Here is an 18,051-nt window from a genome sequence, read left to right as displayed (position 1 = left end):
TCCTGACCGCGCGCCTCTCCCTGGATGTAGCCCATAAACGACAATGCCCGTATCGATCGATACGGGCATTGTCTTCAGCTTCGACTCAGACGGCTAGGTTTTCACACAGTCTGCAATGGCCGCCCTTTTTCGTTTATGCCTTCCGCCGCATGGGCGTGACGGGCTGGCCGCCGATCAGGTAAACTCCCCCGCTATTTTTCGGCGAGCAACCTGCTTGCGGCTTTCTTGAGTGTTGACCTGTGAGTGACCTGAGTCATATCCGCAATTTCTCCATCATCGCCCACATCGACCATGGCAAGTCGACCCTGGCAGACCGCTTCATCCAGATGTGCGGCGGCCTGTCCGACCGCGAGATGGAGGCCCAGGTACTGGACTCCATGGACCTGGAGCGCGAGCGTGGCATCACCATCAAGGCCCACAGCGTCACGCTGCACTACAAGGCGCAGAGCGGTAAGACTTACCAGCTGAACTTCATCGACACCCCCGGTCACGTGGACTTCACCTACGAGGTCAGCCGTTCGCTGGCCGCGTGCGAAGGCGCGTTGCTGGTGGTGGATGCCGGCCAGGGCGTGGAAGCCCAGTCCGTGGCCAACTGCTACACCGCCATCGAGCAGGGCCTCGAGGTCATGCCGGTGCTGAACAAGATGGACCTGCCCCAGGCCGAGCCGGAGCGGGTCAAGGAAGAGATCGAACACATTATCGGCATCGACGCCACCGACGCCGTGCCCTGCAGTGCCAAAAGCGGCATGGGCGTGATCGATGTGCTGGAGCGTCTGGTCGAGGTGATCCCGGCACCGGAAGGCGAGATCGACGCACCGTTGCAGGCCCTGATCATCGACTCCTGGTTCGACAACTACCTGGGCGTTGTCTCTCTGGTGCGGGTCAAGCACGGCCGGGTGAAGAAGGGCGACAAGATCCTGGTGAAATCCACCGGCAAGCTCCACCAGGTGGACAGCGTTGGTGTATTCACTCCGAAGCACACCGAGATGGCCGATCTGAAGGCCGGCGAGGTGGGCTTCATCATTGCGGGCATCAAGGACATCCATGGCGCGCCGGTGGGCGATACCCTGACCCTGTCCAACACCCCTGACGTGGACGTGCTGCCGGGCTTCCAGCGCATCAAGCCGCAGGTTTACGCCGGCCTGTTCCCGGTCAGCTCCGATGACTTCGAAGACTTCCGCGAAGCCCTGCAGAAGCTGACCCTGAACGACGCCGCCCTGCAGTACGAGCCGGAAAGCTCCGAAGCCCTGGGCTTTGGTTTCCGCATCGGGTTCCTCGGCATGCTGCACATGGAGATCATCCAGGAGCGCCTGGAGCGCGAATACGACCTGGACCTGATCACCACCGCTCCCACCGTGGTCTTCGAGATCGTGCAGAAGAACGGCGAGACGATCTACGTCGACAACCCGTCCAAGCTGCCCGACCTCGCGTCCATCGACGAAATGCGTGAGCCCATCGTCCGCGCCAATATCCTGGTACCCCAGGAGCACCTCGGCAACGTCATCACCCTGTGCATCGAGAAACGTGGCGTCCAGCGCGACATGCAGTTCCTCAGCTCGCAGGTCCAGGTCTGCTATGACCTGCCGATGAACGAGGTGGTGCTGGACTTCTTCGACCGCCTGAAGTCGGTAAGTCGTGGCTATGCGTCGCTGGACTACAGCTTCGATCGTTTTGAACCGGCTAATCTGGTGAAGCTGGATGTGCTGATCAACGGCGAGAAGGTCGATGCCCTGGCACTCATCGTGCATCGCGATCAGGCCCACTACAAGGGGCGTGCGCTGACCGAAAAGATGAAGGAACTGATCCCGCGGCAGATGTTCGACGTGGCGATTCAGGCGGCGATCGGTGGACAGATCGTTGCGCGTACTACCGTAAAGGCGCTCAGGAAGAACGTTCTGGCCAAGTGCTACGGCGGCGACGTCAGCCGTAAGAAAAAACTGCTGGAGAAGCAGAAGGCCGGTAAGAAACGGATGAAGCAGGTTGGCAGCGTGGAAATCCCGCAAGAAGCCTTCCTCGCTGTGCTCAAAGTGGATAGCTAGGGTCTATGTCGATCAATTTCCCGCTGTTGTTGGTTATCGCCGTGGCAGTCTGCGGCGTGCTCGCGCTTATCGATCTGGTTCTGCTGGCCCCGCGCCGGCGCTCTGCGATTGCTGCCTACGAGGGGCAAGTCGGCGAGCCCGACCCGGAGGTGGTCGACAAGCTGAACAAGGAGCCACTGCTGGTGGAGTACGGGAAGTCCTTCTTCCCAGTACTGGCCATCGTACTGGTGCTGCGCTCCTTCCTGGTGGAACCCTTCCAGATCCCGTCCGGCTCGATGAAACCGACCCTGGAAGTGGGTGATTTCATCCTGGTCAACAAGTTCGCCTATGGCATCCGCCTGCCAGTGCTGGATAACAAGGTGATCGAGGTGGGTGATCCGCAGCGCGGTGATGTCATGGTGTTCCGCTATCCCAGCGACCCGAACATCAACTACATCAAGCGGGTGATCGGCCTGCCGGGCGACCGCATTGCCTACAGCAGCGACAAGCACCTGACCGTCAACGGTAAGCCAGTCGCCGAAAAGCTGCTGGGCGAAGAGCCGGGAACGTTGGGTAGCGCCATGCTCTACGAAGAGAAACTGGGCGAAGCCGAGCACCTGATTCGCAAGGAAATGAAGCGCTACCGCATGGAGCCGGGTCGCGAGTGGGTAGTGCCCCAGGGTCATTACTTCATGATGGGCGACAACAGGGACAACTCCAACGACAGCCGCTACTGGAACGATCCGCGTATCCCGAAGGACCTGCTCGGCATGGTCCCGGACCGGAATGTCGTCGGCAAGGCGTTTGCCGTGTGGATGAGCTGGCCCGATCCCAAGATGCGTAACCTGCCGAACTTCTCCCGAGTGGGCCTGATTCACTGATAACCCGCTCGCCATTGCGGTTTTGCGGCGTTGTTCATGACAGCGCCGCAGTCGCTATATAGTCTTGCTTGCGGGCCAACCGGCCTCCATAAAAACACAGACATTGAGGTCGATCATGACGTTCGCGCGTAAGCAGAAGGGTATGTCGGTTATGGGCTGGCTGCTGGTTCTGGCCATAGTGGCTTTCCTGGCCAGCACCGCCTTCAAGGTCATCCCGCACTATCTCGATTTCTTCTCCCTGGAGAAGATCATTACTTCGGTGGAAACCGAGAAGGCCCTGGAAATCAGGTCCATTCCCGATTTCTACAGCCATGTCAGCAAGGGCATGCAGGTGAATGGCATCCGTGACCTTGACCTGGAAAAGTCCCTGAAGGTAACCCTGGAAAACAACGAGTTCCAGGCCCACCTCAAGTATGAAAAACGCGAACCTCTGGTCGAGAACCTCGATCTGGTGGTGCGCTTCGATAAAGAATTCCGTGTGCGAGCCCAGTGAGCGTATCCCTCAGCCGTCTCGAGCGTAAGCTCGGCTATACCTTCAAGGACCAGAGTCTGATGATTCTGGCCCTGACCCACCGCAGTTACGCGGGGCGCAACAACGAGCGTCTCGAGTTCCTCGGCGATGCCATCCTCAATTTCGTCGCCGGCGAAGCGCTGTTCGAGCGGTTTCCGCAGGCCCGTGAGGGCCAGCTGTCACGGCTGCGCGCGCGACTGGTGAAGGGCGAGACCCTGGCGCTGCTCGCCCGCGGTTTCGAGCTGGGCGAGTACCTGCGCCTGGGCTCGGGTGAGCTGAAGAGTGGCGGTTTCCGCCGTGAATCGATTCTCGCTGACGCACTGGAAGCGCTGATAGGCGCCATCTACCTGGATTCCGGCATGGAGGCCGCGCGTGAGCGCGTACTCGCCTGGCTGGCCAACGAACTCGAAGGCCTGACCCTGGTGGACACCAACAAGGATCCCAAGACCCGTCTGCAGGAATTTCTGCAGTCCAGGGCGTGCGAACTGCCACGTTATGAAGTGGTGGATATCCAGGGTGAACCGCACTGCCGGACGTTTTTCGTCGAGTGCCAGGTCACCCTGTTGAATGACAAGACCCAGGGCCAGGGCGTCAGCCGGCGTATCGCCGAACAGGTGGCTGCGGCTGCCGCCCTGGTTGCCCTCGGCGTGGAGAACGGCAATGACTGATATCGATACCCCCCGCTGCGGCTACGTTGCCATCGTCGGCCGCCCCAATGTGGGCAAGTCCACGCTGCTCAACCACATCCTTGGGCAGAAACTGGCGATCACCTCGCGCAAGCCGCAGACCACCCGGCACAACATGCTCGGCATCAAGACCGAGGGTAATGTCCAGGCGATCTATGTCGACACCCCCGGCTTGCACAAGAAGAGCGACAAGGCGCTGAACCGCTACATGAACCGTAGCGCCTCGGCGGCCCTGAAGGATGTGGACGTGGTTGTCTTCGTGGTCGACCGTGACCGCTGGACCGAAGAAGACCAACTGGTGCTGGAGCGCGTGCAGTACGTGCAAGGCCCAGTGCTGATCGCGGTGAACAAGACTGACCGCCTGGAAGAGAAGGGCGACCTCATCCCGCACCTGGCCTGGCTCCAGGAGCAACTGCCGAACGCTGAACTGATCCCGGTTTCCGCCCTCCAGGGACACAACCTGGACACGTTGGAGCGCCTGGTGTCGGAGCGTCTGCCGGAAGGTGACCACTTCTTCCCGGAAGACCAGATCACCGACCGCAGCAGCCGCTTCCTCGCAGCCGAGCTGGTGCGCGAGAAGATCATGCGGCAGTTGGGCGCCGAGCTGCCCTACCAGATCACCGTGGAGATCGAAGAGTTCAAGCAGGAAGGTCACATCCTGCACATCCACGCCCTGATCCTGGTGGAGCGTGACGGCCAGAAGAAGATCATCATTGGCGACGGTGGGGAGCGCATCAAACGCATCGGCCAGGACGCCCGCAAGGACATGGAGACCATGTTCGACTCCAAGGTCATGCTCAACCTCTGGGTGAAAGTGAAGGGAGGCTGGTCCGACGACGAGCGTGCCTTGCGTTCCCTGGGCTACAACGACCTCTGAGCCTCCTCATGATCAGCGCGGCGCTACCGGCGTTTGTCCTGCACAGCAGGGCCTATCGGGAAAGCAGCGCGCTGGTCGACTTTTTCACCCCTCAAGGCCGCCTGCGCGCCGTCATGCGGGGTGCTCGAGGCAAGACCGGAACCCTGGCGCGACCCTTCCTGCCGCTGGAAGCCGAGTTCCGTGGCCGCGGCGAGCTGAAGAATGTCGCGCGCCTGGAGGGCGGCGGTATCCCCAACCTGCTTGCCGGTGAAGCGCTGTTCAGCGGGCTCTACCTCAATGAACTGCTGATTCGCCTGCTGCCGGCTGAAGACGCGCAGCCGGCGCTCTTCGAACACTATGCCGTTACGCTCCAGGCCCTGGCGGCCAACCGACCGCTGGAACCTTTGCTGCGCGCGTTCGAATGGCGCCTGCTGGACGAGCTGGGCTATGGTTTCGCCCTGGATTCGGACCTGGCAGGACAGCCCATTGCCCCCGACGGTATCTATCGCTTGTTGCCCGACGCAGGGTTGGAGCCGGTGGGGCAGTTGCAGCCCGGTCTTTTCCATGGCCGCGAACTCCTCGCCCTGGCCGAAGCCGACTGGAGCGCCCCCGGCGCCCTCGGCGCGGCCAAGCGCCTGATGCGCCAGGCCCTGGCACCTCATCTGGGCGGCCGACCTCTGGTCAGCCGCGAGCTATTCATGACGATCAAGGAACCTCCCCGTGACTGAAGCCAACCGCGTACTTCTCGGCGTCAACATCGATCACGTCGCCACCCTTCGCCAGGCCCGTGGCACTCGCTATCCGGACCCCGTCAAGGCGGCGCTGGACGCCGAGGAAGCGGGTGCCGATGGCATCACCGTGCACCTGCGCGAAGACCGCCGGCACATCCAGGAGCGCGACGTACGCCTGCTCAAGGACGTGCTGCAGACCCGCATGAACTTCGAGATGGGCGTGACCGAGGAAATGATGGCCTTCGCCGAGGAGATTCGCCCCGCGCATGTCTGCCTGGTTCCGGAGACCCGCCAGGAGTTGACCACTGAAGGCGGACTCGACGTCGCCGGCCAGGAAGCCCGCATCAAGGCCGCGGTAGAACGCCTGGCCAAGGTCGGCAGTGAAGTGTCGCTGTTCATCGATGCTGATCCGCAGCAGATCGAGGCGGCCCACCGTGTCGGTGCACCGGCCATCGAGCTGCATACCGGTCGTTACGCCGATGCCCACACCCCGGAAGAAGCCGCTCGCGAACTTCAGCGCATCCAGGAGGGCGTCGCCCTGGGCCTCAAGCTCGGCCTGATCGTCAACGCCGGCCATGGCCTGCACTATCACAACGTCGAGCCTGTGGCGGCGATTCCGGGCATCAATGAGCTGAACATTGGCCACGCGCTGGTGGCCCACGCGCTGTTCGTTGGCTTCAAGCAGGCAGTGGTGGAGATGAAGCAACTGATCGTTTCGGCCGCGGCCAAGGGCTGATCAAGTCAGGCCTCGGGCCTGTTCAGCGAATGAGCTCACCCCCATATGGCGTTCGTTTCATGTGTGGGTGTGTAGGGTGGGCTCCAGCCCACCCTACGCGCTCCCACGACGTAACCAGTATCAAGGCTTGCGGGCGATCATCACGGCACGGGCCGGCGCGGGCAGGCCTTCGATGGTGCGGCTATGGTCAGCGGGATCGAGGAACTCCGGGAGAGACTGGAAGCGCATCCATTCGGTGCTGCGCTGCTCTTCCACGCTGGTGTAGCTGACATCCACGCAACGGATATCCACGTAGCCTGCACGGCGTAGCCACAGCTCCAGGGCCGGAGCCGAAGGCAGGAACCAGACATTGCGCATCTGTGCGTAGCGGTCCTCGGGCACCAGCACCTGTTGCGCATCGCCTTCGACCACCAGGGTTTCCAGTACCAGCTCGCCGCCTCGGCGCAGGCAATCCTTGAGGTCGAGCAAGTGGTCGATGGGGGAGCGGCGATGGTAGAGCACGCCCATGGAGAACACGGTATCGAAGCCTTCCAGCTTCGGCGGCAACTCTTCCAGCGCCAGAGGCAGGTGCCAGGCGGGGAGGTCAGGGAGGAAGCGTTTCATGGCCAGGAACTGGCAGAAGAACAGCCAGTTGGGATCGATACCCACCACGCTGTCGGCGCCGGCACCAAGCATGCGCCACTGGTAGTAACCATTACCGCAGCCGACATCCAGCACGCGGCGTCCACGCAGGTCGAGATGGGGCGACACCCGGGACCATTTCCAGTCCGAGCGCCATTCGGTGTCGACGTGTACGCCGAACAGCTCAAAGGGGCCCTTACGCCAGGGAATCAGCCCTTGCAGCGCAGTTCTCAGTGCAATGCGTGTGGCGTCGTCGCACGGGCCGTCGAGCAGGAAGCGCTGCGCCAGTTCCACGTGCTGTGGTTGTAGCGGCGGCAGCGCGTTGACCGCAGCGCTCCAGCGCTCCAGATCGCCATGACCAACCGCCAGCTTGGCGTCGAGCTGAGCGGGCAGATCGGCTGCCCAATCCTGCAGGGGCGTGCCTGCCAACGTTTGCTGCAGAGTGTCCAGGTCCAGCGTACGAATCATGGTAGGGCGATCAGCGAAGCGAAGTTGAGGCATTGGAACCAGGGCACGACCTTGGAGAAGCCGGCCGCCAGCAGGCGTTCACGGTGTTCTTCCAGGCTGTCCGGGTGCATGACGTTTTCCAGGGCACTGCGTTTCTGGGCGATTTCCAGTTCGCTGTAGCCATTGGCGCGCTTGAAGGCAATGTGCAGGTCGGTGAGTAACTGGTGCTCGTCGGCGTCCTCGAAGCGCAGCTTTTCCGAGAGGATCAGCGCGCCGCCGGGCAGCAAGGCCTGGCGAATACGGCCGAGGAGTTCCGTGCGGCGCTCGCGGGGCACGAATTGCAGGGTGAAATTCATCGCCACCAGGGAGCAGGGCTGGAAGTCCAGGGCAAGGATGTCGGCCTCCATCACCTCCACCGGCAGCAGCTCCTGAAACATGGCGTCCTGAGCGTGCAGGTACTCGCGGCAGCGCTCCACCATGGCGCTGGAGTTATCCACAGCAATGACCCGGCAACCGTCAGTCTTCACATGGCGGCGCAGGGCCTGGGTCACGGCACCGAGGGAACTGCCCAGGTCATAGAGTGGGGTACCGGCCTGGGCGAACTGAGCTGCCAGCACGCCGATGTTCTCGACGATGGTGGGGTAGCCTGGCACCGAGCGCTTGATCATGTCCGGGAACACCCGGACCACGTCTTCGTTGAAGGCGAAGTCGCCGACTTGGGCCTGGGGATTGGCGTAGATGCGATCAGGGCTTTCGGTCACGGGCCGGTACCAGCAGTGGAAAAGGCCGGCATTCTAACGGACTGCGCGACGCGGCCAAACCACCCTTACTTCAACTGATCGGAAAAGAACTCGCCCGCCCCCTGCAGGGGGCCAAGCGGGTTTCGCTTGACCTCGTGGCGGCGGATGTTCGGTTCGCCGTTGCTCACCTTGTGCACGACCACGTCGTCCACCAGCACGAATACAGCGCGGAATACCCAACCCTGCAGTTCGCGATTCTTGCGGAAATTGAAGACGTCAGCCCAGAAGCTGCCGACCCGCTGGGTATCGGTTTTGGTGAATTCGAAGGCGTAGCCAATGCAGCGGTCCTTGGCTTCGAGGCACTTCATCAGCCCTTCGGGCAGATAATCGATCGGGACGTTGGGCTGGACGAACATCAATCGCACGTCGATGAACGAGAGCATCTTGCCGTTGCCCTGGATCAGCGGGTCGAAGCCCAGGGAAAAAAGCTCGGGGCGGGTCGTTCTGCCCGGCATCGCCTGGGAATAGCGGGCCTCGGCATCGCTGTAATCCCGAAACGGCGACAACACTTCGGCCCGTTCGCTGGGCAATAGACTGCCGCAACCTGCGAGAAGAACTGCATAGCACAGCAAGCTCCACAGTCGTACCAGGCCGCCCATTGCTCGCTCCCTTTTTTTTGAGTGTCCGCCTATTTGCTATAGCCGATTTCCCGGGAGGGTGCCGGGGGTTTCTTCGCGGATGGGATGGAGGTCGACAACGTCACGGCGGAGGAAGTGATGCCCCATTGGCCGAGCCAGTAGCTGAGAATGATCAAATAGCTCGCGGCACCAAAGGGGGAGACGAAGCGGTTGAGCCCGATCAGGCTGTCGGATAGCACGAAGAGCGCAGCACCCCCGGCTGCCAAGAGCGCCGATTGGCGGTCGAGATCGGCACCCAGGCGGGCCAGTGCACGCCAGAGCATGGCACTGATGGCCAGTGCGTAGCAGGCTACCGGTACCAGCAGGACGCCCAGGCCGCCCGAGGCGAGCAGGGCGAAGATGGTGCCGCCACTCCCAAGCGCCACCAGCAGTGCCATTGGGGCCAGCCGACGGGTGTCCAGCAGATAGGCGCGCAAGTAGGCCAGATGGGCTAGCAGGAAAGCGCCAAGGCCGAAGACGAACAGATCGGCAGGCCACTGCAGCAGCATGTCGCCGAGCAGCGACAACGCCAGGCCGATGGCTATCCAGCGGCGGTAAGGGCCGGATGGTGCTCGGCGCAGCCAGAGCAGCAGGGCGATGATGGGAACCGGTTTGCTGACGAAGCACAACCAGTCGAGTTCCAGCGCGAGGCCAGTGAGAAAAGCCAGCACGCCGGCCAGCCCGAAGATCAAGATTCCCATGAGTGCTCCTGCAGATCGGTCAGGGCATCACTATGGGAAGCTGCCGATGCGCCCGCCAGGCGGCGGACGCCAACGGTGCAGTCATTTGGCGCTACTTGACGCTGATCTGGCAGTCGAAGGATTCGGCCGGCGCCACGTCGGTCTCCCAGGGGCGCTGGTAGTCGAGGTGCAATCGGCCTTCGCCGGGTTGGCTGGCCTTGAAGCGCCAGGTGGATTGGCCCGCGCTGCCCACCAGGCCGGCATCTTCCGGCGTCGAGTAGACCTCCGGGCCGAGGCTCTGCAGCACGTTGGTCGCGGCGTCGCGCACCACCCAGCGAAAGCCGGTGGTGGGGTTGCTGGGGAGTGTCAGCACCAGAGGTTGGCCCTGGCTGAGGGAGAGCGGGCAGTCATCCTGTTGGTCCTGGACCACCATCGGGCCGGTCTTCTGCTGGGCGCAGGCGGTGAGCAGGGCGAGGCCCAGGGGCAACAACAGGCGAGGGGAGGGAACGAAGAACATCGGCGGCTCCGTCGGTCAAGGGCGGGGTCAGCATAACGGCTGACTCCGCCCTTGCGTAGGCTTGGTTCGAAAAGTGCCAGCGACTTTTCTCGAACAGGAGCGGTCCCTCAGTCGAACAATACCTTCGCCACATCGCTGAAGCGTCGGGCAAAGTGCACGGTCAGGCCTTCCTTGAGGTAGTCCGGCAGTTCTTCGAACGAACCTCGGTTGGCCTCAGGCAGGATCAGCTCGAAGATTTTCTGCCGGCGTGCGGCGATCACCTTCTCGCGTACGCCACCGATCGGCAGCACCTGGCCCGTGAGGGTCAGCTCGCCGGTCATGGCGACGCCCTTTTTCGGTACCTGGTTGCGTGCCAGGGAGAGCAATGCGCTGGCCATGGTGATGCCGGCACTTGGGCCATCCTTGGGCGTGGCGCCTTCCGGTACGTGGAGATGGACGAATGCCTGGTCGAAGAAGGTCGGGTCGCCGCCGTAGCGCTTCAGGTGCGAGCTGATGTAGCTGTAGGCGATCTCGGCCGACTCCTTCATCACATCACCCAGTTGGCCGGTGAGCTTGAAGCCGCGGTTGAGGGTGTGGATGCGCGTCGCCTCGATGGGCAGGGTTGCTCCGCCCAGGCTGGTCCAGGCCAGGCCAGTGATCACGCCGACCCCCGACAGCAGCTGCTCCTTGCGGAACGGCGCCAGGCCCAGGTAGTGCTCCAGGTCCTTCTGGCCGACCTTGATATTCGTCTCGGGCTCCTCCAGCAGGCGGACCACCGCCTTGCGGATGATCTTGCCCAACTGCTTCTCCAGTTGACGCACGCCTGCTTCGCGGGCGTAGCCCTCGATCACGGAAGTCAGGGCGCCATCGGTAATGGCCAGGCGCCCCTTCGGTACGCCGGTACGCTCCAGCAGGCGCGGCCAGAGGTGGCGCTTGGCGATGGCGTGCTTTTCCTCGGTGATGTAGCCGGAGAGGCGAATGGTCTCCATGCGGTCCAACAGGGGCCCCGGAATGGAGTCCAGTGTGTTGGCGGTGCAGACGAACAGCACCTTGGACAGATCCAGGCGCAGGTCCAGATAGTGGTCGAGAAACTCGACGTTCTGCTCCGGGTCCAGGGTTTCCAGCAGGGCCGAGGCTGGATCGCCCTGATAGCTGGCCCCGAGTTTGTCGATCTCGTCGAGCATGATGACCGGATTCATCACCTCCACCTCTTTCAGCGCCTGCACCAGCTTGCCGGGCAGGGCGCCGATGTAGGTGCGGCGGTGGCCCTTGATTTCAGCTTCGTCGCGCATGCCGCCAACGCTGAATCGGTAGAAGGGGCGCCCGAGGGATTCGGCGATGGACTTGCCGATGCTGGTCTTGCCCACGCCGGGCGGGCCTACCAGCAGGACGATGGAACCGGATATCTCACCCTTGAAGGCGCCCACCGCGAGGAATTCGAGGATGCGGTTTTTCACGTCATCCAGCCCGGCGTGGTGTTTGTCCAATACCTTGCGGGCATGCTTGAGGTCGAGCTTGTCTGCCTTGTAGACGCCCCATGGCACCGAGGTGGCCCAGTCCAGGTAATTGCGGGTGACCGCGTACTCCGGCGATCCGGTTTCCAGGATCGACAACTTGTTCAGCTCTTCATCAATGCGCTTCTTCGCCTGGCTGGGCAGCACCTTGCCTTCCAGGCGCTGGGTGAACTGCTCACTGTCGGCACTGCGGTCGTCCTTGGTGATGCCGAGTTCCTGCTGGATCAGCTTGAGCTGCTCCTTGAGGAAAAATTCGCGCTGGTGCTGGCCGATCTTGCGGTTCACCTCGGCGGACAGCTCGCTCTGCAGCCGCGCGACTTCCACTTCCTTGCGCAGTAGCGGCAGCACCTTCTCCATGCGCTTGAGGATCGGTACGGTGTCCAGCACCTCCTGCAACTCACGGGCGGGCGCAGTGGTCAGGGCAGCGGCGAAGTCGGTCAGCGGCGAAGGATCGTTGGGGCTGAAGCGGTTGAGGTAGTTCTTCAGTTCTTCGCTGTACAGCGGGTTGAGCGGCAGCAGTTCCTTGATGGCATTGATCAGCGCCATGCCGTAGGCCTTGACCTCGTCACGCGGGTCCAGCGGGCTATGTGGATAATCCACCTCCACCAGATAGGGCGGGCGGTGACGCTTGAGCCAGCCCCGGATGCGCACCCGTGACAGGCCTTGGGCCACGAACTGCAGTTTGCCGCCCTCGCGGCTGGCATGGTGCACGCGCACCAGGGTGCCGTGCTCGGGCAGGGTGCTGGGGTCGAAATGGCGCGGGTTCTCCGGCGGGTTTTCCATGAAGAACAGCGCCAGGCAGTGGTGTTCGGTCTTGGCCACCAGCTCAAGGGTTTCCGCCCAGGGCTCTTCGTTGACGATGACCGGCAGCACCTGGGCCGGGAAGAACGGGCGATTGTGGATGGGAATGACGTAGACCTTGTCCGGCAGGGTCTGGCCGGGTAGCACCAGGCCGGTCCGCTGGCTTGAAGTGGCTTCGTCGACGATGTCGGCGTTGATATCCTGATCGCTCATGGGGGCACCTGGCTAATGGCTTACCCTGGCTAGATGGGGTAACGCGGCGGGCATTTCAACTGCGCTGAGCCGCAGCACTCTGCCAGGTGGCGCTGTGCAACCCGGGTTGCGACGGCTAGAATGCGCAAAATTTGATCAAGTCACCCCATGCTCGAAGCCCGCCTCCTGCGCCTGGACGATCAGGCCCACCACCACGCCCACGACCATCACCAACTGGTGATGTCCGTCGCCGGCCGCGCCGCGTTCGAGGTGGATGGACGTGGCGGTGAGGTTTGCCGGATGCGCGCTTGTCTGGTGCCGGGGGATGCCAGGCACGAGTTCGCCGGCGTTGGGGACAACCGCATGCTGATTCTCGATCTGGATGAGCAAGGCACCCCGGCCGAGGACCTCGAACTACTGGGTCGCCTCTTCGAGACCCCGCGCTACCCCGAGCTGGATGCGGACTTCCACAACCTCTTGAGCTACGCCGGCGCCGAACTCGCCCGCTACGGCAGCGATCCTATGCTGGCCCGTTCCCTAGGCGGCATCCTGCTGCGCGCCCTGTACCTGCGCCTGTTTGGCGAGATGCAACGGCGTCCGGTCAGCAATCTCGATATCGAGCGGCTGGACGGCTACATCCAGGACAACCTGTCGCGGCGGATCAGTGTGGCGGAGCTGGCCCAGGTCGCTTGCCTGAGTCCCAGCCACTTCCATGCGCAGTTCAAGGACAGCCTGGGCCTGACCCCACATCAATACCTGCTGAAAACCCGCCTGGATCGCGCGGCCCGCCTGCTGCGCGAAAGTGAGCAGCCGCTGGTGCGCATCGCCGAAGAATGCGGGTTCTCCAGTCAGAGCGCGCTGACCACGGCCATGCGCCGCTATCTTGGCCTGACGCCCAAGCGCCTGCGTGGCGCAGACATGACCTCCATGCCCCACGATTAGCCGTACTGCGCACAGTCGTTGTGAATCACTCTTATTTGTTACGTTATAACACTATATAGTTGTACCTCGCAGTGATCATCCCTGCGCGTGTCTGCCAACAGCACCGTGCAATGCGGTGCGTCATACGGATATCAGAGGTACAACATGAAAGCGTTTCACCATCGTCTCGCCTTGGCCATTGCCCTGGCGCCGAGTGCGGCTGCCCTGGCTGACGAGGCCAGGACACCGTTGGAGCTGGAGAGCAACGTCATCAGCGCCAGCGCCCTGTCCAGCTCACCCAACGACATGGTCAGCCCGGCGGCCGTGCTACAGGGCGACCAACTGATGCTGCGTCGCGAGGCGACCCTGGGGGAAACCCTCGACGGCCTGCCAGGCGTGCATTCCAGCAGCTTCGGCGCGGGGGCCAGTCGCCCGGTCATCCGGGGCCTGGATGGCGCTCGGGTGCGGGTTCTCAGCGATGGGGTCGATGCTCTGGATGCCTCCACGATCAGCCCTGATCACGCGGTCAGCCTGGAGCCGATGCTGGTTGAACGTATCGAGGTGCTCAAAGGACCGGCGACCTTGCTCTATGGCGGTGGAGCCATCGGTGGTGTGGTCAATGTGATCGACAAGAAAGTGCCTACCTACATTCCCGAGAAGGGTTACGAGGGGGAAGTCGAGCTGCGCGCCAACAGCGTGGCCAACGAAGGTGCCGGGGCCTTCGGCCTGACTGCCGGAGCAGGGCAGTTCGCGATGCGTGTAGAGGGGGTCAAGCGCCAGGATGACGCGTACGAGATTCCCGGTGCCGGAGGCGAGCCTCGTTCCAGCAAACAGACGGGCTCCTACAACGACACCGATACTGCCACCCTCGGTGGCAGCTGGATCGGTGACCGTGGTTACCTCGGCCTGGCCTACACCCAGCAGAACAATCGCTACGGTCTGCTGGCCCACGAGCATGCTGACTGCCATGTGCACGATCCGCGCGACTGGCACTGCGCGAGCCATGACGATGAAGGCCATGACGACGATCATGACGAAGATCACGACCACGAGGATGCCGAAGGCGGCGTGCCTTACATCGACATGGAGCAGCGTCGCTGGGACCTGCGTGGTGAGTACCGTGAACCGCTGCCGGGTTTCGAGATGGGCCGACTCCGGGTGGGTCATAGTGACTATGAGCACCGGGAAATAGAAGGAGGCGAGACCTCGACCACCTTCCGCAACGACGCTACCGATGCCCGTCTGGAGTTGACCCATGCGCCGCTGCTGGGCTGGCGTGGTGTGCTGGGTGGTCAGACACTGCGGCGCGATTTTCAAGCGCTGGGTGAAGAGGCCTACGTGCCGCCAACACTCACGCGCAACCATGGCCTTTTCCTGCTGGAGGAGTACCGGGTTGGCGATTGGCGCTACGAGCTCGGTTTGCGTCACGAGTGGCAGGACATCGACGCTGAAGGCCAGCGAGGCGCCAGTCATCGCGGTACCTCGGCTTCGGCCGGGGCGGTCTGGAGTTTCGCCCCGGAATATTCACTTGGCCTGACCCTGTCGCGCTCGCAGCGCCTGCCCACCGCCGAGGAGCTTTATGCCAACGGCCCTCACGCGGCGACTCGCACAGTAGAACTGGGCGATCCGGAGCTGGAGGAAGAAACCTCCCACAATGCCGAGCTGTCATTGCGCAAGCACACCGGCCGTATCCAGTTCAGTCTCAGTCTGTACCGCAACCAGGTGAACGACTTCATCTACGCCGCCGACACGGGACGTGACATCGGTGGTGGCATGCGCGAGATCCAGTACAGCCAGGACGATGCCGTGTTGACCGGCGCAGAAGGTGAGGTCAGCTACCGCTTCACTGCTGCCACCCAGGCGAGCCTGTTTGGTGATCATGTGCGTGGAAAACTGCGTGATGGCGGCGACCTGCCGCGTATTCCGGCGGATCGGTTGGGCGTGCGCCTCGATCAACGCCTCGCCCCGTCGCTGGCCGGCCAGCTGGAGTTCTACCGGGTGCAGCGTCAGGACGAGGTAGCGGCGTATGAGAGCGAAACGGGTGGTTACAACATGCTCGGCGCTTCGCTGACCTACGACGGGCGTTTGCAGAATACCGACTATCAGGTTTATCTGAAGGGGAGCAACCTGCTGGACTCCGTTGGGCGCAACCACAGTTCCTTTATCAAGGATGAGGTTGTCCTTCCTGGGCGCAACCTGACGCTGGGGCTGCGCCTCGTGTTTTGAGGCGATGTACCGGCTGCTCTACGGGGCAGCCGGTTGCACCTTTTGGCGGAAAGTTCCCTGAATCAGAGGATTCTGAAAATGAATCAGAGAATCTGACAAGAAAGGCGTAAGGCCATGTCTCTAAATTCCGCACTCGCCTTGCGACCGCCGGCAGTCTGGCGTGCCCTTGCGAGCCGGAATGGTTGTACTAGACCAAAGTAGTAGCGATCCCGGTGAGTAAAGGGGCGTGATGTCGATAGCCAGTCACGTCGGTTCGGTGTTGGTCCGCCAAGCCCACCCGCTTGACGTTCTCTTCATCGCGGTCCATGGCAGCGCGGCCTCCGTAACCCATGAGGCGCCGAAAGGAATTCATTGATACGCCTGGTGGACTGGACCCCCGGTCCGGATTCACCAGTCGTACTGGCAGGGCCGGATGCTCTGTGACCATTGCCCGACCGGGATTGCATCGGCCCCATGGCTGACGTGGTCGGGAAGTAAACCGGTAGCCGCCAAAAGCGTCTGCCAAATAGCAACCACGGAGCGGATACCCGCCGCATCCGAATAAAAACAAACGAGCAGGGGAGACCCCCATGAGTGTGAGTAACCCGACACTGATCACTTTCGTGATCTACATCGCGGCCATGGTGCTGATCGGCTTCTATGCCTATCGCTCCACCAACAACCTTTCCGACTACATCCTCGGTGGCCGCAGCCTCGGTAGCTTCGTTACCGCACTGTCCGCCGGCGCCTCAGACATGAGCGGCTGGCTGCTTATGGGCCTGCCGGGTGCCGTCTACCTCTCCGGTCTCTCTGAAAGCTGGATCGCCATCGGCCTGATCGTTGGTGCCTACCTCAACTGGCTGTTCGTTGCCGGCCGTCTGCGCGTGCAGACCGAGCACAACGGCAACGCCCTGACCCTGCCGGACTACTTCACCAACCGCTTCGAAGACAACAGCCGCATCCTGCGCATCTTCTCCGCCGTGGTAATCCTGGTGTTCTTCACCATCTACTGCGCATCCGGCATCGTGGCTGGCGCCCGTCTGTTCGAGAGCACCTTCGGCATTTCCTACGAAACCGCCCTGTGGGCCGGTGCTGCCGCCACCATCTGCTACACCTTCGTCGGTGGTTTCCTGGCGGTAAGCTGGACCGATACCGTCCAGGCCAGCCTGATGATCTTCGCCCTGATCCTCACCCCGATCATCGTGATGATCGCCACCGGTGGCGTCGATCCGACCTTCATGGCCATCGAAATGAAGGACGCGACCAACTTCGACATGCTCAAGGGCGCTACCTTCATCGGCGTGATCTCCCTGCTCGCCTGGGGCCTGGGCTACTTCGGCCAGCCGCACATCCTGGCGCGCTTCATGGCTGCCGACTCGGTCAAATCCATCCCCAATGCCCGTCGCATCTCCATGGCCTGGATGATCTTCTGCCTGGCTGGTGCCGTGGCCGTCGGCTTCTTCGGCATCGCCTACTTCTCCGCCCATCCGGAGCAGGCTGGTGCCGTGGGTGAGAACCACGAGCGCGTGTTCATCGAACTGGCCAAGATTCTGTTCAACCCCTGGGTTGCCGGTGTACTGCTGTCGGCAATCCTGGCCGCTGTGATGTCCACCCTGAGCTGCCAGCTGCTGGTGTGCTCCAGTGCCCTGACTGAAGACTTCTACAAGGCCTTCTTCCGCAAGAATGCCAGCCAGCTGGAGCTGGTGTGGGTCGGTCGTGCCATGGTGCTGCTGGTGGCCGTGATCGCTATCGCCATCGCCTCCAACCCGGAAAGCAAGGTGCTGGGCCTGGTGTCCTACGCCTGGGCTGGCTTCGGTGCCGCCTTCGGTCCGGTGGTGATTCTCTCTCTGGTGTGGAAAGGCATGACCCGTAACGGTGCGCTGGCCGGCATGGTCCTTGGCGCGGTCACCGTGGTCCTGTGGAAGAACTTCTTCGGCTGGACCGGCCTGTACGAAATCGTTCCGGGCTTCATCCTCTGCACCCTCGGCATCCTGATCTTCAGCCGCATCGGCAACGGCCCGTCCGCCGCCATGCTCAAGCGCTTCGACGAAGCCGAGAAGGAATACCAGGACGCCCACGTCTGACTCTGTATGGCGCGCGGCCGGTCGTCCGCGTGCCATCAGCCGGGCTTGATGTCCGGGCTCTCACCAACGACCCGATAGTGCTTCGCCGGCCCATATCCTCGGATATCGGGCCGGTTTTTTTTCGCCCCGGAAAAGGTTGTGGCGTGCTTGGGTGGAGCCTGTTCGCCAGGGCTCAGCCGTACGTCATTTTTGCAGCTCCGACCATAGTCCGAGTTTGGTAAGACCATGGTCGAATGGCCCTACAGAAGGGCGGG

16 protein-coding genes are annotated in these 18,051 nt (G+C 62.5%); 10 read left to right on the top strand and 6 right to left on the bottom strand.

Going from position 1 to position 18,051, the window contains the following annotated elements; translation table 11 throughout:
- Positions 1 to 239 precede the first annotated feature (239 nt).
- From lepA to pdxJ, 7 genes are all read left to right on the top strand, one after another.
- On the top strand, positions 240 to 2,039 hold the full coding sequence (lepA, locus tag FFS60_RS21490) for a translation elongation factor 4 (protein WP_137823094.1): 1,800 nt from the start codon (positions 240 to 242) through the stop codon (positions 2,037 to 2,039).
- Between the two features lie 5 nt (positions 2,040 to 2,044).
- The gene (gene lepB / locus FFS60_RS21485) at positions 2,045 to 2,899 is read left to right on the top strand and encodes a signal peptidase I (protein WP_028626353.1); all 855 of its coding nucleotides are present in this window, start codon (positions 2,045 to 2,047) and stop codon (positions 2,897 to 2,899) included.
- 115 nt (positions 2,900 to 3,014) lie between these two features.
- Positions 3,015 to 3,392, top strand: coding sequence for a DUF4845 domain-containing protein (locus FFS60_RS21480; protein ID WP_028626354.1), 378 nt, complete (start codon positions 3,015 to 3,017; stop codon positions 3,390 to 3,392).
- The gene (gene rnc, locus FFS60_RS21475) at positions 3,389 to 4,078 is read left to right on the top strand and encodes a ribonuclease III (protein WP_028626355.1); all 690 of its coding nucleotides are present in this window, start codon (positions 3,389 to 3,391) and stop codon (positions 4,076 to 4,078) included. Before FFS60_RS21480 ends, rnc begins: the two co-directional genes overlap by 4 nt.
- Positions 4,071 to 4,973 (top strand): GTPase Era, encoded by a 903-nt coding sequence (gene era, locus FFS60_RS21470; protein WP_028626356.1) that lies wholly within the window; start codon positions 4,071 to 4,073, stop codon positions 4,971 to 4,973. Before rnc ends, era begins: the two co-directional genes overlap by 8 nt.
- A gap of 8 nt (positions 4,974 to 4,981) precedes the next feature.
- A complete protein-coding gene (recO, locus tag FFS60_RS21465; protein ID WP_028626357.1) occupies positions 4,982 to 5,680 on the top strand; it encodes a DNA repair protein RecO in 699 nt (232 codons plus the stop codon).
- Positions 5,673 to 6,419: a pyridoxine 5'-phosphate synthase gene (gene pdxJ / locus FFS60_RS21460; RefSeq protein ID WP_028626358.1), complete on the top strand. Its 747-nt coding sequence runs from the start codon at positions 5,673 to 5,675 to the stop codon at positions 6,417 to 6,419. The genes recO and pdxJ overlap by 8 nt, the downstream gene beginning before the upstream one ends.
- 120 nt (positions 6,420 to 6,539) lie before the next feature.
- Here the strand turns inward: pdxJ and cmoB are convergent, their stop codons facing one another.
- The 6 genes from cmoB to lon form a co-directional block, all read right to left on the bottom strand.
- Positions 6,540 to 7,508 (bottom strand): tRNA 5-methoxyuridine(34)/uridine 5-oxyacetic acid(34) synthase CmoB, encoded by a 969-nt coding sequence (cmoB, locus tag FFS60_RS21455; RefSeq protein WP_028626359.1) that lies wholly within the window; start codon positions 7,506 to 7,508, stop codon positions 6,540 to 6,542.
- Positions 7,505 to 8,248 carry a carboxy-S-adenosyl-L-methionine synthase CmoA gene (gene cmoA / locus FFS60_RS21450; RefSeq protein WP_028626360.1) on the bottom strand — a complete coding sequence of 248 codons (744 nt, stop codon included), beginning with the start codon at positions 8,246 to 8,248 and terminating at the stop codon, positions 7,505 to 7,507. Before cmoA ends, cmoB begins: the two co-directional genes overlap by 4 nt.
- 65 nt (positions 8,249 to 8,313) lie before the next feature.
- On the bottom strand, positions 8,314 to 8,886 hold the full coding sequence (locus FFS60_RS21445) for a hypothetical protein (protein WP_028626361.1): 573 nt from the start codon (positions 8,884 to 8,886) through the stop codon (positions 8,314 to 8,316).
- Between the two features lie 29 nt (positions 8,887 to 8,915).
- On the bottom strand, positions 8,916 to 9,605 hold the full coding sequence (locus FFS60_RS21440; protein ID WP_137823093.1) for a lysoplasmalogenase: 690 nt from the start codon (positions 9,603 to 9,605) through the stop codon (positions 8,916 to 8,918).
- A 91-nt stretch (positions 9,606 to 9,696) separates the two neighbouring features.
- Positions 9,697 to 10,101, bottom strand: a complete 405-nt coding sequence (locus FFS60_RS21435) for a protease inhibitor I42 family protein (RefSeq protein ID WP_137823092.1) — start codon at positions 10,099 to 10,101, stop codon at positions 9,697 to 9,699.
- Positions 10,102 to 10,208: 107 nt separating this feature from the next.
- Positions 10,209 to 12,608, bottom strand: a complete 2,400-nt coding sequence (lon, locus tag FFS60_RS21430; protein WP_028626364.1) for an endopeptidase La — start codon at positions 12,606 to 12,608, stop codon at positions 10,209 to 10,211.
- Positions 12,609 to 12,755: 147 nt separating this feature from the next.
- On the opposite strand from lon, the gene FFS60_RS21425 reads away from it, so the two are divergent.
- From FFS60_RS21425 to putP, 3 genes are all read left to right on the top strand, one after another.
- Positions 12,756 to 13,529: an AraC family transcriptional regulator gene (locus FFS60_RS21425; RefSeq protein WP_028626365.1), complete on the top strand. Its 774-nt coding sequence runs from the start codon at positions 12,756 to 12,758 to the stop codon at positions 13,527 to 13,529.
- Between the two features lie 144 nt (positions 13,530 to 13,673).
- On the top strand, positions 13,674 to 15,734 hold the full coding sequence (locus FFS60_RS21420) for a TonB-dependent receptor (protein ID WP_137823091.1): 2,061 nt from the start codon (positions 13,674 to 13,676) through the stop codon (positions 15,732 to 15,734).
- A gap of 569 nt (positions 15,735 to 16,303) precedes the next feature.
- Complete coding sequence (gene putP, locus FFS60_RS21415; RefSeq protein ID WP_028626367.1) at positions 16,304 to 17,797, top strand: sodium/proline symporter PutP; 1,494 nt, start codon at positions 16,304 to 16,306, stop codon at positions 17,795 to 17,797.
- The last annotated feature ends 254 nt before the right edge of the window (positions 17,798 to 18,051 follow it).

It is taken from the genome of Pseudomonas sp. D(2018) (assembly GCF_005502555.1).
Classification (GTDB): domain Bacteria; phylum Pseudomonadota; class Gammaproteobacteria; order Pseudomonadales; family Pseudomonadaceae; genus Metapseudomonas; species Metapseudomonas resinovorans.
The sequence above is the reverse complement of the archived record's forward strand: the minus strand, read 5'-3'. Positions and strand labels throughout refer to the sequence as shown.

What these genes read in the sequence shown, in the direction of transcription:
- lepB (WP_028626353.1), top strand. Translation starts at nt 2,045, where the DNA reads ATGTCGATCAATTTCCCGCTGTTGTTGGTTATCGCCGTGGCAGTCTGC.
- FFS60_RS21480 (WP_028626354.1), top strand. Translation starts at nt 3,015, where the DNA reads ATGACGTTCGCGCGTAAGCAGAAGGGTATGTCGGTTATGGGCTGGCTG.
- era (WP_028626356.1), top strand. Translation starts at nt 4,071, where the DNA reads ATGACTGATATCGATACCCCCCGCTGCGGCTACGTTGCCATCGTCGGC.
- recO (WP_028626357.1), top strand. Translation starts at nt 4,982, where the DNA reads ATGATCAGCGCGGCGCTACCGGCGTTTGTCCTGCACAGCAGGGCCTAT.
- cmoB (WP_028626359.1), bottom strand. Translation starts at nt 7,508, where the DNA reads ATGATTCGTACGCTGGACCTGGACACTCTGCAGCAAACGTTGGCAGGC.
- FFS60_RS21445 (WP_028626361.1), bottom strand. Translation starts at nt 8,886, where the DNA reads ATGGGCGGCCTGGTACGACTGTGGAGCTTGCTGTGCTATGCAGTTCTT.
- FFS60_RS21440 (WP_137823093.1), bottom strand. Translation starts at nt 9,605, where the DNA reads ATGGGAATCTTGATCTTCGGGCTGGCCGGCGTGCTGGCTTTTCTCACT.
- FFS60_RS21435 (WP_137823092.1), bottom strand. Translation starts at nt 10,101, where the DNA reads ATGTTCTTCGTTCCCTCCCCTCGCCTGTTGTTGCCCCTGGGCCTCGCC.
- lon (WP_028626364.1), bottom strand. Translation starts at nt 12,608, where the DNA reads ATGAGCGATCAGGATATCAACGCCGACATCGTCGACGAAGCCACTTCA.
- FFS60_RS21425 (WP_028626365.1), top strand. Translation starts at nt 12,756, where the DNA reads ATGCTCGAAGCCCGCCTCCTGCGCCTGGACGATCAGGCCCACCACCAC.
- FFS60_RS21420 (WP_137823091.1), top strand. Translation starts at nt 13,674, where the DNA reads ATGAAAGCGTTTCACCATCGTCTCGCCTTGGCCATTGCCCTGGCGCCG.
- putP (WP_028626367.1), top strand. Translation starts at nt 16,304, where the DNA reads ATGAGTGTGAGTAACCCGACACTGATCACTTTCGTGATCTACATCGCG.